Consider the following 14402-nt stretch of genomic DNA (forward strand, 5'->3'; position numbering starts at 1 on the left):
CCCGACGGATCTGCCGAGGAGCGGGTTCGGTGAGCGCGAGGAGCCGACACGGCAGGCCAACTCCTTTTTTCACACGGGGTGATGACCATGACTATGCTCCCTTCCGCCGGTGCTGGCGATTCCGCCTGCGGCCCGTCGGGCGTGCACAGGACCGGGGAGTAGGAGAAGCAACTCATGCACATCAAGGACAGCGAGCTGACCACCACGTTGTCGGCGCAACTGGGGGAGAAGCTCGAAGCGGCGGCGTACGCGCGGCTGAACACCGCGCTCAGCCCCGCTCGTATGCTCACGCCGCTCGGCAACTACCTGGTCGCCAGGCCCGCGGCCCGATCCGCGGCCCGCAAGATCACCGATGCCACCGACGTACCGATGGACGCGGCCATGGTGCTGGGGATCACGGCGGACGCCCTGCACGTGTGGAAGGCGGACCCGATGCTCAACCAGGTGCACGAGCACCTCGGTTCGGTGCCGCTGTCCCGTATCACGGGGCTGCGGGTGGAGGGCGGCCGCACCTGGCAGGACGTGCGGATCACCCTCGACGACGGCAACGAGATCACCCTCCAGGCGCGCGGCGAGATCCACGCGATCGCGAGTGCCTTCGACCAGCGGGGCGCGGGCGCCTGACAACGGCGACTCCGGGTGTTCGGGGCGGTCCGTCAGTGTCCTGACCCGCGGTGGTGAGGCGCTGCGGGTGGTGCTTGGACCGTGCTGAACGGGGGTGAACGCGACTGTGACCGCAACTGCCGAACAGGGCGTTCCCCCTGGCGGGACGGACCTCCGAGCACCACCGACTCGGCGACGCCGTCCTCGCGACCGCCGGGGTCGCGGTCGCAGGTCAGCCGGAACAGCCGGCGCACCCGGGCGCTGATCGGCGCCATCGCGAATTCAGCGGCAAAGGCCATGCGGATCTCGGTGCGTGTCGCTTCGACCTCGGGAGGCTCCGCGTGGCTTTCCGCGGCCTTCCGCTCGCGGGTGAGTCTCCACTGACGTCGTTCGCAGGTGCTGCCCCTCGGCGCCTCGCTGCCCGGACGGCACCGAACGGCGGTGGACATCCGGAGCCGCGACCACAAGGCTCATCCGCGTTCATGCTCTGCGCCAGCCGCACAGCAACTCTTCCGGGCCGTACGCCGCCTGAAGCCCGGAACAGCTGACCCCGTTGCGAGAGACTGCCACGAGCGGCACCGGCTCGTCGATGATCGCGCCTCGGTGTTTCTGCAACGCGACCAGGTCGTGGCTGTCGAACGCGGAATTCTCCAGCCACTTGACCGAGCCGAGGAAGAGCAACTGCTTGGCCACCGGCTGCCGGTCGGCGCCCACCAGGTCGATTTCGACGTCGTTGCTGCGGGTCCAGTACCCGCCGATCGCCGGGGCGCCGGGCAGGCGCCCGTCCGGCAGGAGACGGGCGAGGGATTCCCGCACCACAGGCTCGATCGCCCGCCCCCGCCAGCTCGTCCACCGCTCCTTGATCCGGCTCAGCGTGACATCTCCGGCGATCTGGGGAGAGCCCGGACCCGGACCCGTCGGCTGCCCGGGCCGGGCACCTCATGGCCGAGGGGGCGGCCGCCGAGGTCATGGCGGCGATCCGGGGTCCGCCGGTTCGCTGGGCCGCTGCCGGGAGGGGCCGTGCAGGAGCGGGGCCAGGACGCTGGCGAGCAGCAGCGCGGAAAGGGCGGCGAGCACGGACGGGGGGAGCGTGGCGGCCGTGCCGGGGGCGCGGGTGGCGCCCATGAAGTCAAGGGCGCTCAGCCCGTTCGCGGCCGCGTACCACACCGGCACGTAGAGGGCCTGGAAGAGCCGGTGGCCACGGCTGCGGGTGCCGAGGGCGAGCGCGAGGGAGGGGATGAACGTGGCCGCCGCGAGCCAGCAGGCGACGCCGCGGGAGTCGCCGTCGCGCAGCAGGACGGCCAGCGGGCCGAGCCCGGTGGCGGCGGTGAGGGTGACGCCGGCCGCCCACTCGGCCAGCACTCGGCGGTACGGGCGGGGGGCCGCGCCGAGCAGGGCGTCGACCCGGTGCTCGGCGGCCTGGGAGCCGAGCCGGGACCACAGCAGGACCGGCCAGATCCAGGCCGCCGGGAGCACGAAGCGGGTCGCACCGCTGCCGGTCGCGGCGAAGGCGGTCAGGGTCAGCAGCGCCACTGTGCCCCACCACCACCAGCGGGTGCCCTGCATCAAGATCCGCAGCTCGGCGGCGTACAGGCGCGGGAAGAGCATCCCGCCGGTACTGGCGGGAGTGAGCGGGCCCTGCACGGGCGCCGGCCTCGGCGCAGCGGCGGCCGACGGCGGCGCAGGCGGGCGTACGGGCGTGGTGGCGCGGGCCCTCGCCGGGTCGAAACGAGGGAACCACAGACTCGGCAGCAGCGCGCAGAGCACCGCGAGCGCGACGATCGCGGCACGGCCGAGCAGGAAGCTGCCGCCCGGTGTGAAGCCGTCCCAGGTGAAGACGCGCAGCGGCGTGTCGGTGTAGGTGAAGCCGAGGCTGAAGCCGCCGCGCGCGCCGGGCGCCTGGGCGAGCAGATCGGCCCGCATGGACCGGGTGGCCTCGTGCACGCCGATGCCGCCGAGCGGCGCGCTCGGGCCCTGCCCGGCGAAGGCGAAGGCCAGCCAGACGAAGAACCAGACCACGTTGCCGAGCCCCCCGCGCAGCCCAGGCACCGTGTCGATGAGCAGCGCGGCCGCCGCGACGGCCACCATGACCGGCAGCGCCAGCACGGCGAAGGGCAACAGCAGCGCCACCGGGTCCACGGCCCGCGACTCGCCGCGCAGCAGCTGCATCACCGGCGCGGTCACCGCGAGCGCCCCGAGCATCGAGGCGAGCACCAGGACGTTGCCGAGCAGCTTCCCCGCGAAGTACGCGGTCGTGCGCAGCGGGGTCGCCGCCAGCAGCCGCCCGACGCCCGAGGACTCGTCGCGGGCCGGCACACCCCGCACGACGTAGAAGCCGCCGAGCGCCAGCCACAGCGTCCCGGCCAGCGCGGTGGCCAGACCCACGTAGGCGCTGTTGTACGTGCCGCGGTGGTCGCCGATCTGCAGGATCACCCAGTGGCTGCCGGCCGCCGGAACGGCCAGCCACCCCAGGGCCACGGTGGCGAGCAGGGTGACGGCGTAGGACGGGCGGCGGGTCCGGTCGCGCAGGTCGGCGAGGGCGACCCCGGCGACCGAGGAGACCGAGGAGAGTCCGCGTCCTGCGGATGCGGCGCTCATCACGCGGCTTCCTGTCGGCGATCCGCGACCGTCGCCAGGTAGGCGTCCTCCAGGTCCGGCTCCGCGGGCACCGCTTCCGGCGCCGGGCGGTGCCCTGCGATCAGCCGCACCCTGACGCCGCCGGGCGTGCGCACCATGCGGCTGACGGTGAAGCGGGCGCGCACCGCCGCCAGGTCCTCAGCCCGCGCCGACAGCTCCCACACCAGGCCCGCGGTGCGCCGCAGCAGCTCCTCCGGGGTGCCGCGATAGAGCAGCCGGCCGCCGGCCACCACGGCGATGTCGTGGGCGACGGACTCGACGTCGGAGACGATGTGCGTCGACAGCAGCACGATCTTGTCGGCCGCCAGGTCGCTGAGCAGGTTGCGGAAGCGGACCCGCTCCTCCGGGTCGAGTCCGGCGGTGGGCTCGTCGACGATGAGCACCTCGGGGTCGGCGAGCAGCGCCTGCGCGATGCCGACCCGGCGCAGCATGCCGCCCGAGAACCCCTTCAGCGGCCGCCTGCCGGCCTCTTCGAGGTTCACCAGCCGCAGCAGCTCCGCGGTACGGGCGCGGCCGGTGCGCGCGGACAGGCCCTTCGCGGCGGCGAGGTAGCGCAGGAACTCCGGGGCCGACAGATTCGGGTAGACGCCGAAGTCCTGGGGAAGGTAACCGAGCGCGGCGCGCAGCGCGTTCGGCCGGGCGACCGCGTCAGCGCCGTGCCACAGCACACGCCCGCTGCCCGGGCGGGTGACGGTGGCGGCGATCCGCATCAGAGAGGACTTGCCGGCGCCGTTGGGGCCGAGCAGGCCCAGCATGCCGGGGGCCAGACGCAGCGTGACGCCGTCCACGGCGCGCTTGCCGCCGCGGTAGGTCTTGGTGACGTCGATCAGCTCCAGCATCAGTGCTTGCCCCCGCGCAGCTTCGTGGGGCGGCCGTCGCGGAGCACGGTCAGGCCGCGCGGCACCTCCACGCGGAAGCGGGCGTCGCACAGCGCGAGCCCCTTGCAGCGGGCGTCCAGGTCGAGGGTCCGTCCGTGCAGCTTCCAGACCAGCGTCTTCTTGCTGCCGGCCTTCGCGTCGAACCAGCGCGTGACCTCGACGTCCTTCCGGTCGGCGGCGACGAGGTCGGTCGGGATGCCGTGCGCCCGGACATCGAGGGTGTCGCCGCCGAACGCGAACGCCGTGCTGCGCGGGGTGGCGTTCTTCGCGTCCACGGAGCAGGCGGTCAGCGAGCCGAGGGCGAGCAGGACGGCGGCAAGCGCGGGGGCGCCGGCCGGGACGAGGGGGCGCACGGGGTCCTCCGGGTGGGTCGGTGATCAGGCCCTCCGAGGGTGCGCGAGCGGGGGGTGCGCCCGCATCTGCCGTTCGGCAGATATCGCGGGGGAGCAGCCGGCGCACCGATGCCCGAGTGCCGGGTGCCTCGTGCCCGGGCGTCCGCCGGGTGGGCGTCACGCCGCCAGCAGCGCCCGTACGCGCCAGCCCGTCGGGTGCGGACCGCAGGTCAGCGAGCCGCCGAGGGTTTCGAGACGCTGGGTCAGTTCGGCCAGACCCGTACCGCCGCCGTGCCGGGGGCCCGTACGGGCCGGGACCGTGCGGCCGTCGTCGGCGACCGTCACCTCCACGCCACCCGCGGTACGCGCGACGGTCACCGTCACCTGGGCCGCGCCCTCGGCGTGACGGCGCACGTTCGTCAGCGCCTCCACGACCACGCGGTAGGCGGCGTCGTCCGACAGCCGAGGCAGTACGTCCTCCAGGCCCGGTTCCAGCACCAGTTCGGCCCGCGGGCCGTGCCCGGCCGCGGCGAAACGGCCGACGAGGGCGGGCAGGTCGGCGAGGCCGCACGTACGGTCGGGGGCCACGCCCTCCCGCAGCGAGCCCAACGTCAGGTCCATGGACTCCAGGGCCCGCATACCGGCCGCCTCCACCCGGGCCAGCAGCTCCGCCGTCTCCTCCTCGTCCAGGCCACCCGCCCACCGCGCGGACTGCACCTCGACGACGATTCCCGTCAGCTCGTGCGCGACGAAGTCGTGCAGATCCGCGGCGACCTGGAGCCGCTGGGCGTGCAGCGCGCTGACCACGGCCCGCCCGCGCCGCGCCTCCACAGCACGGAAGTACAGCCCCACACCCGCCGCGAGCCCCGCGGGGAAGAGGCCCAGCACGCAGCTCAGCACGACCGCGTGCGGCGCTACGGGCGGTTCAGCGGCCGCCAGCCGCAGCGGCATCAACACCGCGGCCAGCGCGAGCAGCGGGCCCGTCACCAGGGCCGTCCGCTCCGGCGCCCGGCGGGCGACCCGCCGCAGCAGCAGGAGCAGCGCCGGGAGTTCGACCACCGCCCACAGCACGACGTAGCCCTTGGGGCCCCGGAAGGCCAGATCGGCGGCCGAGGAGGCAAGGCACACGGCGGACGACGCCGCCGCGGGCACACCCGCCACCCGGCGCCAGGGCACGCGCAGGCACAGCACGAAGGCGGCCAGCGCGGCGGGCACCGCCGTCACGAGCGCCACCGGGCGCCCGGCGACGGCGGGCAGCAGTACCAGCGCCGCCAGCCCCGCGGCCCACCCGATCCGGAGCCCGCCTTCCGCCGCGGCCTCCGTCGGGGCCTTCGTCGGGGCCTTCGTCGCGGTGAGGTCCGTGCGACCCGCCGCGGCGGCCGACGGGGCGGGGCGGGGGCGTCGGCCCATCACGCAGGTCCCTCCGCTGTCCGGGCGGCGTCGGCGAATCCGGCGTCCCACGCGTAGACGGCGATGCCCACCCGGTTGCGCACGCCCAGTTTCCGCTGGACGGCGGCGACATGCGTCTTCACCGTCCCGGCGGAGATGAACAGTTCGCGGGCGATGTCCGCGTTGGTCTTGCCCAGTGCGACGTGCCCGGCGATCTCGGTCTCCCGCTCGGTGAGCGGTTCTCCCGGCGCCGCCGGGGCGGGCCGACCACGCCCCACGCCGGTCACCTCCTTCAGCAGCCGCACCCTCACCGACGGGCTGATCAACTGGTCCCCGGCGACCGCCGCGCGAACGGCCTCCACCAGCAGCGCGGGCCCGGACCGTTTCAACAGAAAGCCCGAGGCACCATGCCGCAGGGCCGGATACACGTACTCGTCCAGGTCGAAGGTCGTCACCACCACGACCCGGACCCCCTCGGGGCCGCCCGCGAGCCGCCGGGTCACCTCCAGCCCGTCCAGCCCCGGCATCCGGACGTCGACCAGGGCCACATCCGGCCGCAGTTCGCGGGCCAGGGCCAGTGCGGTGACGCCGTCGCCGGCCTCGCCCACGACGTCGATGTCAGGCTGGGCGGCGAGCGTCCGCCGCAGCCCGCGCCGCACCATCTCCTGGTCGTCGGCGATCAGCACACGTATCGTCATGATCATCCCATGGTGCCACGGGGCAGACGGACAGCGGCATGACGCATTCGCACTCAGGGAGTACATCAGAAACCGGGGACACCACGGCCGCTCGGAGCACAAGGGGACGAACACGGTTGGCCGGCGCCCACGGCCGCGCGTCCCCCGAATCCATCGTCGACGTCCCCCACGCGTCCGCCACGGAGGTGCCGAGCGGCAGGGCCGGCGAAGGCCGGCTGAAGCGATGCCAGAGCGGCCGCATCGGCTCGCGCGGTTCCCTGTCGACCGCCGTCGTAGCGGCCGTGCCGGCGAAGGACGACATCCGGCGGTTGGCGCGGCCACACGTGGTTGACCCGCCGCAGTGCGTGGCACGGCACCGCGAACACCCGACCGCGTGCGGCCGGCAAGTGCAGCCGGAGCGGGCCTCGGTCAGCGCCCGGCGTCGCTGGTACGGGCGGTCCGGATCGCCAGGGCGGCAAGCAGGACGCAGGCGGGACCGGGCTGGAGCGGACGTCGGGGTGTGAGCGTGTCGACGATCATGCTGTCAGGCGGTCCGCTGCACCCGGTGGACCCCGGCCCCGCAGCGGTCCGCCCTCCACGCACTTCCTGCGCGACCTCGCACCCGCCCGAGCGCTCCCCGACGAGACGTTCTCGACCGGCGCAGAGGTCCGGGTCGGCCTGCGTGAGGGGGCGCTCCAGCCCCCAGCACGGCTTCACCGCGACCGTCTGCGGCGCCCTGCCGAACCTGGACCGGAGGAGACGGAACGCTCAACTGCCAACACCTTTCCAAGCGCGGGGCCCGAGGCAGGCGCTGCCTCCCCACCGTGGGTTACCGGCGCGGGAGCACCACCGGCAGGTGGGTGCGGGGGTGGCGGAAGACCTCCACCGGGTGCTGGTAGACGCGGGTGAGCAGCCCGGCCGTGAGGACGCGGGCGGGGGAGCCGTGGGCGGTGAGGCGGCCGGCGGACAGCACGGCGACGCGGTCGGCGTGGGCCGCGGCGAGCCCGAGGTCGTGCAGGACGACCACGACGGCGCGGCCGGCGGCGGCCTGGTCGCGGCAGACGCGCAGGACGAGTTCCTGGTGGCGCAGATCCATCGCCGCGGTGGGCTCGTCCAGGAGGAGGAGCGGCGCCTGCTGGGCCAGGACGCGCGCGAGGGCGACGCGGGCGCGCTCGCCGCCGGACAGCGCCGGATACGGCCGCCCGGACAGGGCGTGGACGCCGGTGGCCGCCATGGCGCCGGCGACCGCGGCATCGTCCCTGTCGCCGGAGCTGTCGCCGGCACCGCGCCCGGCCCAGGGCGCGCGCCCCATCCGGACCACCCGGTCGACCGTGAACGGGAAGGCGAGCGGCGCGGACTGCGGCAACACCGCCCGGCGCAGCGCGAGTTGCGCGGGCGTCCAGCTCGCTACGGGCGCGCCGCCGACCAGCACCTCGCCGCCGGCGGCCGGCAGGTCGCCCGCGAGCGCGGCCAGCAACGTGGACTTGCCCGCGCCGTTCGGGCCGACCAGGGCGAGCACCTCCCCGGCGGGTACGGCCAGCGACACGTCCTCCAGCACCGATCGCGCGCCGAGCCGTACCCGCAGCGCGCGGGCCTCGGCGAGCACGTCGCCGGGCCGGGCCGGGGCCGGCGGTGCGGGCCGGCGCGGGAAGAGCCCCATGCCGGCCGGTCCGCCGCGCAGGCGTCGTACGTTCACGCCCAACCCCCTTGCCGGCCACGGGTCCTGCGCAGCAACCAGAAGAAGAACGGGCTGCCGACCAGCGCGGTCAGCACCCCGAGCGGGAGTTCCGCCGGCGCCGCGAGGGTCCGCGCGGCGAGGTCGGCGGCCACCAGCACCACCGCGCCGCCGAGCGCGCTGCCCGGCAGGAGGAAGCGGTGGCCGGGGCCGGCCGCCATCCGCAGCAGGTGCGGCACGACCAGCCCGACGAAGGAGACGATGCCGGCGACCGCCACCGCGGCGGCGGTCAGCAGCGCCACCACCGCGATCAGCGCCAGCCGCATCCGCTCCACGTCGACACCGAGGTGCCGCGCCTGGCGTTCACCGAGTGCGAGCAGGTCCAGGCGGCGGGCGAAGAACGGCGCGACGGCGAGCCCGGCCGCCGCGCACGGCAGCACCGCGAGCACCTTGGGCCAGGTCGCCTGCGACAGCGAACCGAGCTGCCAGAAGGTGATCTCGGTGAGCTGCGCGTTGTCCGCGTAGAACACGCACAGGCCGATCGCGGCGCCCGCGAAGGCGTTGACGGCGATGCCGGTGAGCACCAGCGTCACCACCTCCGTGCGGCCGCCGGAGCGGGAGAGCCCGTAGACCGCCAGCACCGTCAGCAGGCCGGCGCCGAACGCGCAGACCGTGACCGTCCAGTTCCCGGCGAAGCCGAGGCCGAGCGCGATGGACCCGGCGGCACCGACGGCGGCGCCCGAGGAGATCCCGATCACCCCCGGCTCGGCCAGCGGGTTGCCGAACACGCCCTGCATCAAGGCGCCCGCGCAGCCGAGCGACGCCCCGACCAGCACCGCGAGCACCACCCGCGGCACCCGCACGTCCCACAGCACGGACTCGCCGACCCGGTCCAGCCGATGGCCGCCGAACCCGATCCGGTGCGCCACCGACGCCACGACGTCCCCCGTACCGATGTGGTACGCCCCCACACCGACCGACAGCAGCGCGAGCAGCACCAGTCCGACGGCCAGCGTCGTACCGAGTACGGCCTCGCGCCGCGCGACGCCGGGCCGGAGAACGGTCAACCGGCGCTTGCGATAAGGAGGTTCGGAGGGTTCCGCGAGGCCCGCGAGTGGACCGACGGCCGAATCCGCGGCTGTATCCGAAGCAGTATCCGCGGCCGTATCCGCTTCTACGACAAGGGAGTTGTACGAGCCCACCGCTGACGTGCCGTCGTACGCGCCGGCGGCACCGGTACGCGTACGCGCCCCCACCGAACGAGCCGCCGCTCCGGGCGACTTGGGCCCGGGGCGCCGGCGGGCGGCCGGGCGGACGGTGGCCACCGCGATCGCCGGCACCTCGTCCTGCCGGGCTGTCACGTCGCCGACTTCCTTATTCCGTCGGCCAGTTCGCGCAGCACGACATCCGTGCGCGGGCCGAAGTTGAGCAGGGTGCCGTCGTCGATGGCGACCACCCGGTGGTCCAGGCCGGCCGGGGTCTGGGCGACGCCCGGCACCTTCTCCAGGCCGGAGGTCCCGCCCACCGAGCGGAGCCCCTTGGTCATCACCAGGATGACGTCGGGCGCCGCCTTCACCAGGGCCTCGGCGGTGATCGGGGTGAAGTCCTTGTCCAGGCCGGACGCGACGCCCGCGTCGATGCCGCCGGCCGCGGCGATGAGGGAGTCGGCGCCGGAGCCGCGCCCGCCGATGAGGTAGACGGACGCGGTGCCGCGCAGGTAGAGGAAGGCCACCCGCGGCTGGTGGGCCTCGGCGGGAATCGCCTTCCGTACGGCGGCGATCCGCCGCGCGGTGCGCTCGCGTAGCCGGGCGCCGGCGGGCTTCACGCCGAGCGCGGCGGCCACCGCGTCGATCCTCGGGCCCACGTCGGACAGCGAGGTGGCGGTCGGCAGGACCACCAACGGGACGCCCGCCGCCCGTATCTGCGCGATCGCGTCGGCCGGGCCGGTGGTGGACTCGGCGAGCACGAGGGTGGGGTGCAGCGAGAGCACGCCCTCCGCGGAGACGTCGTGGGCGCGGGTGATCAGGGGGAGCCCGGCGGCCTGGGCGAAGGTCGCCGAGATGTCGCGGGCCACCACGTGGTCGCCGAGGCCGAGGGTGAAGACCACCTCGGACAGGCCGCCGGTGAGCGGGATGATCCGGTCGTCGCTGCGGACGGTGACGGTACGGCCGTCGGACGACCTTACGGTGGCGGGCAGTTGGGGCACGGGCGTACCGGACAGCGGCTGCACCGTGTCGGCGGGCGCCGCGGTCGAGGAGCCAGAAGCGCCCGAGGAACCGGTGGTCCCGGAGGAAGCGGACGAACCCGAGGGCCCGCTCCCGGCGCTCCCTCCGCACCCGGCCAGCAGCGCCGCGAGCACGATCCCGGCCACCGGGGCGAGCAACTCCCCGCGCCCCCGCGGCCTCCGGCGCGCCCGCTCCCGGGTCCGGCGCGACGGCCCTCCGGCCGAGGCACCGTCAGTCCGCCGCGCTGACCGTCTCTTCACCGCATACCGCCTGTCGTCGTCGCCGTGCCGGACCCGGGGGCGGGGCTTCCCGCTTCCGAGGAGGTTAGCTTAGGTTAGCCTTACCTAAGTTATCCAGTCCTTGAGGGGTCCGTATGCCGTTGCTCCGCCCTGCCCGCGTCCGGGCCCGAGCGCGCCGCCGCGTGCCTCCTCGGGCACGCGTCGCCACCCTCGCCACCGCGGGCGCCGCGCTGCTCGCCGCCGTCCTGCTGCCGCCGGCGACCTCCGCGCACGCGGCACTGAAGGGCCCCGCGTCACCGAAGGCCCCCGCGGCCGTGAAGGCGGCGCCCGCGGCCTCCAGCACCCGCACGGTCTCCGGCGGCCGGCTCGACTGGGGCATCAAGGCGTCGTTCCAGAGCTACGTCACCGGCCCTATCGCGCAAGGCAGTTGGAGCCTGACCGGGGGCGCGGACACCGTCGGCAGCAGCCAGTTCCGCTTCCCGTCCGCGCAGGGTTCGTACGACCAGGCGACCGGCGCGCTCACCGCCGGCTTCCAGGGCGGCGTGCGCTTCCTCGGGCACCGGCGGAGCAACGGCGCCTACCTCCTCGACCTCACCATCTCCCGCCCCACCGTGCGGATCTCCGGCCACGCGGGCACCCTCTACGCCGACATGCGCAGCAAGGACAAGGGCACCGGCAAGGTCACCACCACCGCCCAGGTCCCGCTCGCCGCGCTCGCCCTCGGCGGCGTCAGCACCCAGGGCGTCACCGGTACGCAGCTCAACCTCGGCAACGTCCCCACGACCCTCACCGCGCAGGGCGCCCGCGCCTTCGCCGGGTACTACACCGCGGGCACCGCGCTCGACCCGGTCACGCTCTCCGTCGACCTGCACCGGGCCGCTGCCGCGACCACCGCGCCCGCCAAGAAGCCCACCGCCACGCCCACTTCGGGCGCGCCCGCCGCCACCTCCGGCACCCTCGCCGACGGCGCCGTCGACTGGGGGGTGCGCCGCACCTTCCGCGAGTACGTCACCGGCGACCTCGCCCGCGGCCGTACGCAGGTGTCCGGCGGGGCCCAGGACGGCGGCGCCGTCTACCGCTTCGGCAGCGGCCGGGGCAGCTACGACGCCAAGCGGCACACCCTCGACGCCCACTTCGCCGGCACCGTCCGCTTCCTCGGCATGCGCGCCGCCGACGGCTCGTACGGGCTCGACCTCGCCCTCGGTGCGGTCCGCGTGCACCTCGCCGGCACCAAGGGCACGCTCTACGCCGACGGCGTCCCCTTCGCGACCTTCACGGTGCCCGCCGCGCCCACCCCGAAGAACGGCCTGCTCGCCATCGAGGACGCGCCCACCACGCTCACCGCGCAGGGCGCCGCGAGGTTCAACGGCCTCTACACCGCGGGCACGCCGATGGACCCGCTCAGCGTCTCGGCCGCCCTCACGGCGTCCGCGAAGCTGCCCGCGCTGCCGGACATCGGAACTACCCCGACCACGGCCGCCGCCGCACCGGCGGCGAAGCCCACCCCGTCGCCGGCCGCCGCACCGCCTACCGGGAACGCCGCCGACGGCACCTCGGCCGGCACCGTCACCGTGGCGGCCCTCGGCGCGGCGGTCGTGCTCGCGCTGGCCGCGGCCGTGCTGCTCAGGAACCGCAACCGCCGCCGGGCAAAACCGGCCGCGACCGAATCCGCCGCGACGGAACCCGCCGCGTCGGAACCCGCCGCGACCGAGCCGGCGGCAACGGAACCGGCCGCGACGGAACCGGCCGCAGCTGAATCTGCCCCGACCGAACTCGCCGGGACCGAACCCAGCGCGACGGAACCGGCCGGGACCGAACCCGGCACGACGGAACCGGCCGGGACCGAACCCGGCACGACGGAACCGGCCGCGACGGAACCCCGACCGGCCGCGACGGAACCCCGCGTCACCGAACCCCGCGCTCCCGAACCCCGCGCGACGGAACCCCGCGCTCCTGAACCCCGCGCTCCCGAACCCCGCGCTCCCCAACCCGGTCTCGGGCCCGGACCGACATCCGGGCCCGAGGCCGACTGACGGCGGCCCGAAGCGGCCCTCGGCGCACGCCTGTTCGCGGCCCACCGGCCCCCGTCTGTCACCGACCCCCCACCGTTCACCCGATCACCCGCCCATCCCCTTCCGTCGAGGAGACCTTCGACCATGTCCGCAGTCACCCGCATGCCCCGCCGGCACCGTTCCCGCGTGCTCGCCCTGGCGATAGCCGCCGCCACCGCCGGGGGCGCCGCCGCGCTCGGGCTGCCCGCGCTCGCCGCCGCCGCGGACGGCGCGCCGCCGACCCTGCCCCTGAGCGGGGGCACGCTCGACTGGGGCCTGAAGCAGTCCTTCCGCAGCTACGTCACCGGCCCGGCGGCGGGCACCATCACCACCGCGGACGGGGCCGGCACCAACGCCGACGGCACCTACCGCTTCTCCGGCGGCACCGGGACGTACGACACGGGCACGCACGCGGTGACCGTCGCGTTCGACGGGAGCGTGGAGTTCGCCTCGACGCTGCACGGCTTCGACATCAAGCTCGCCGACATCAAGCTGACCACCACCGGCACCACCGGCACCCTGACCGCTGACGTGACCGCGGCCGGCGCCACCTCCGACGACGTTGACTTCGCCTCGCTCGACCTGTCGGCGGCCACGGCGGGCCACGACGCCACCGGCGCGATCACCTACGACGGGATCGCGGCGGCCCTGACCGCCGACGGCGCGCAGGCGTTCAACGGCATGTACCAGGCGGGCACCGCGCTCGACCCGGCGGACCTCGCGGTGACGGCCGGCGCCGCGCCGACCACGCCCCCGACCACCCCACCCACCACCCCGCCCACCACGGCGCCCACGACCGCCCCGGGCACCGACCCCAGCACCGAACCGACCACCCCGCCCACCAGCGCCGCACCCGGCACCCCTGCCACCGTGGTCGACGGCAACCTCGACTGGGGCGTCAAGGAGTCCTTCCGCAGCTACGTCACCGGCCCGATCGCCGACGGCAAGGTCGAGTCGACCGGCGGCGCCACCGCCACCGCCTCCGGCTACCGCTTCCCGAAGGGCACCGGCACGTGGGACGCCGACGGCAAGACGCTCAACGCCTCGTTCTCCGGCGGCGTCCACTTCCTCGGGCACCTCACCGGCGGGACCTACGCGCTCGACCTGTCCTTCAGTGACCTCAAGGTGAGCACCAACGGCGCCACCGGCACCCTCACCGCCGACGTCACCAGCAAGGACATGACCACCGGCAAGTCCAGCAGCTACGACGACCTCGACGTGGCCACGCTCAGCGGGGTGGCGCCGGCGGTCAACGGCCAGGTGGTCACGATCACTTCGGCCGCGGCCGCGCTGTCCGCCGACGGCGCGAAGGTCTTCAGCGGGTTCTACCAGGCCGGCGACGCGCTCGACCCGGTGACGGTCGCGGTCTCCCTCGACGAGGGGGCGGCGCTGCCCACCGCTCCCGCGGGCAGCCCCGCTCCCACGGTGTCCGACGCGTCCGTCGAGGCTCCCGGGGCGGCCACCGCCGGCGGCACCGACGCCGGCGCGACGCTCGCGTCCACCGGCTCCGACACCCCCGTCCCCCTGCTCCTCGGCGCCGCGGGCGCCCTCGTGGTGACGGGCGCCGCGGCGACCGTTCTGGTGGCCCGACCCAAGCGGCTGCGCGGTTCCGCCGGCTGACGGACCACCCCCACGCGCCCCTGGGGGGTGCGGCTCCTTCCGCGGAAGGACGGCAACCCCCAAGGGGCGCGGGGAA

11 protein-coding genes and 1 pseudogene are annotated in these 14402 nt (G+C 75.1%); 3 read left to right on the forward strand and 9 right to left on the reverse strand.

What is annotated here, in order from left to right:
- The first annotated feature begins 174 nt into the window (after positions 1-174).
- On the forward strand, positions 175-624 hold the full coding sequence (locus OG896_RS29115; RefSeq protein WP_329370096.1) for a hypothetical protein: 450 nt from the start codon (positions 175-177) through the stop codon (positions 622-624).
- 459 nt (positions 625-1083) lie between these two features.
- Here the strand turns inward: OG896_RS29115 and OG896_RS29120 are convergent.
- From OG896_RS29120 to OG896_RS29160, 9 genes and pseudogenes are all read right to left on the reverse strand, one after another.
- Positions 1084-1497 (reverse strand): annotated as a pseudogene (locus tag OG896_RS29120) (DUF234 domain-containing protein); the annotation flags it as partial.
- 72 nt (positions 1498-1569) lie between these two features.
- Complete coding sequence (locus OG896_RS29125) at positions 1570-3201, reverse strand: hypothetical protein (protein WP_329370098.1); 1632 nt, start codon at positions 3199-3201, stop codon at positions 1570-1572.
- Entirely contained in the window at positions 3201-4079 is an 879-nt protein-coding gene (locus OG896_RS29130; RefSeq protein ID WP_329370100.1) for an ABC transporter ATP-binding protein, read from the reverse strand. Before OG896_RS29130 ends, OG896_RS29125 begins: the two co-directional genes overlap by 1 nt.
- Positions 4079-4471 (reverse strand): hypothetical protein, encoded by a 393-nt coding sequence (locus OG896_RS29135; protein WP_329370102.1) that lies wholly within the window; start codon positions 4469-4471, stop codon positions 4079-4081. The genes OG896_RS29130 and OG896_RS29135 overlap by 1 nt, the downstream gene beginning before the upstream one ends.
- A 156-nt stretch (positions 4472-4627) precedes the next feature.
- Positions 4628-5860, reverse strand: coding sequence for a sensor histidine kinase (locus tag OG896_RS29140; protein ID WP_329370103.1), 1233 nt, complete (start codon positions 5858-5860; stop codon positions 4628-4630).
- A complete protein-coding gene (locus OG896_RS29145) occupies positions 5860-6537 on the reverse strand; it encodes a response regulator transcription factor (RefSeq protein WP_329370105.1) in 678 nt (225 codons plus the stop codon). Before OG896_RS29145 ends, OG896_RS29140 begins: the two co-directional genes overlap by 1 nt.
- Positions 6538-7345: 808 nt before the next feature.
- Positions 7346-8176, reverse strand: coding sequence for a heme ABC transporter ATP-binding protein (locus OG896_RS29150; RefSeq protein WP_329374356.1), 831 nt, complete (start codon positions 8174-8176; stop codon positions 7346-7348).
- Positions 8177-8208: 32 nt separating this feature from the next.
- On the reverse strand, positions 8209-9258 hold the full coding sequence (locus OG896_RS29155; protein WP_329374357.1) for a FecCD family ABC transporter permease: 1050 nt from the start codon (positions 9256-9258) through the stop codon (positions 8209-8211).
- A gap of 290 nt (positions 9259-9548) precedes the next feature.
- Positions 9549-10562, reverse strand: coding sequence for a heme/hemin ABC transporter substrate-binding protein (locus tag OG896_RS29160; protein WP_329370107.1), 1014 nt, complete (start codon positions 10560-10562; stop codon positions 9549-9551).
- A 275-nt stretch (positions 10563-10837) separates the two neighbouring features.
- On the opposite strand from OG896_RS29160, the gene OG896_RS29165 reads away from it, so the two are divergent.
- Both OG896_RS29165 and OG896_RS29170 read left to right on the forward strand, forming a co-directional pair.
- Complete coding sequence (locus OG896_RS29165) at positions 10838-12688, forward strand: HtaA domain-containing protein (protein ID WP_329370108.1); 1851 nt, start codon at positions 10838-10840, stop codon at positions 12686-12688.
- A gap of 123 nt (positions 12689-12811) precedes the next feature.
- Complete coding sequence (locus OG896_RS29170) at positions 12812-14326, forward strand: HtaA domain-containing protein (protein WP_329370110.1); 1515 nt, start codon at positions 12812-12814, stop codon at positions 14324-14326.
- The last annotated feature ends 76 nt before the right edge of the window (positions 14327-14402 follow it).

The sequence above is a fragment of the Streptomyces sp. NBC_00669 genome (assembly GCF_036226785.1).
Classification (GTDB): Bacteria; Actinomycetota; Actinomycetes; order Streptomycetales; family Streptomycetaceae; genus Actinacidiphila.

Excerpts from the sequence above, each read along its gene's own strand:
- OG896_RS29115 (WP_329370096.1), top strand. The coding sequence starts at position 175 with ATGCACATCAAGGACAGCGAGCTGACCACCACGTTGTCGGCGCAACTG.
- OG896_RS29125 (WP_329370098.1), bottom strand. The coding sequence starts at position 3,201 with ATGAGCGCCGCATCCGCAGGACGCGGACTCTCCTCGGTCTCCTCGGTC.
- OG896_RS29130 (WP_329370100.1), bottom strand. The coding sequence starts at position 4,079 with ATGCTGGAGCTGATCGACGTCACCAAGACCTACCGCGGCGGCAAGCGC.
- OG896_RS29140 (WP_329370103.1), bottom strand. The coding sequence starts at position 5,860 with ATGGGCCGACGCCCCCGCCCCGCCCCGTCGGCCGCCGCGGCGGGTCGC.
- OG896_RS29145 (WP_329370105.1), bottom strand. The coding sequence starts at position 6,537 with ATGACGATACGTGTGCTGATCGCCGACGACCAGGAGATGGTGCGGCGC.
- OG896_RS29150 (WP_329374356.1), bottom strand. The coding sequence starts at position 8,176 with ATGGGGCTCTTCCCGCGCCGGCCCGCACCGCCGGCCCCGGCCCGGCCC.
- OG896_RS29170 (WP_329370110.1), top strand. The coding sequence starts at position 12,812 with ATGTCCGCAGTCACCCGCATGCCCCGCCGGCACCGTTCCCGCGTGCTC.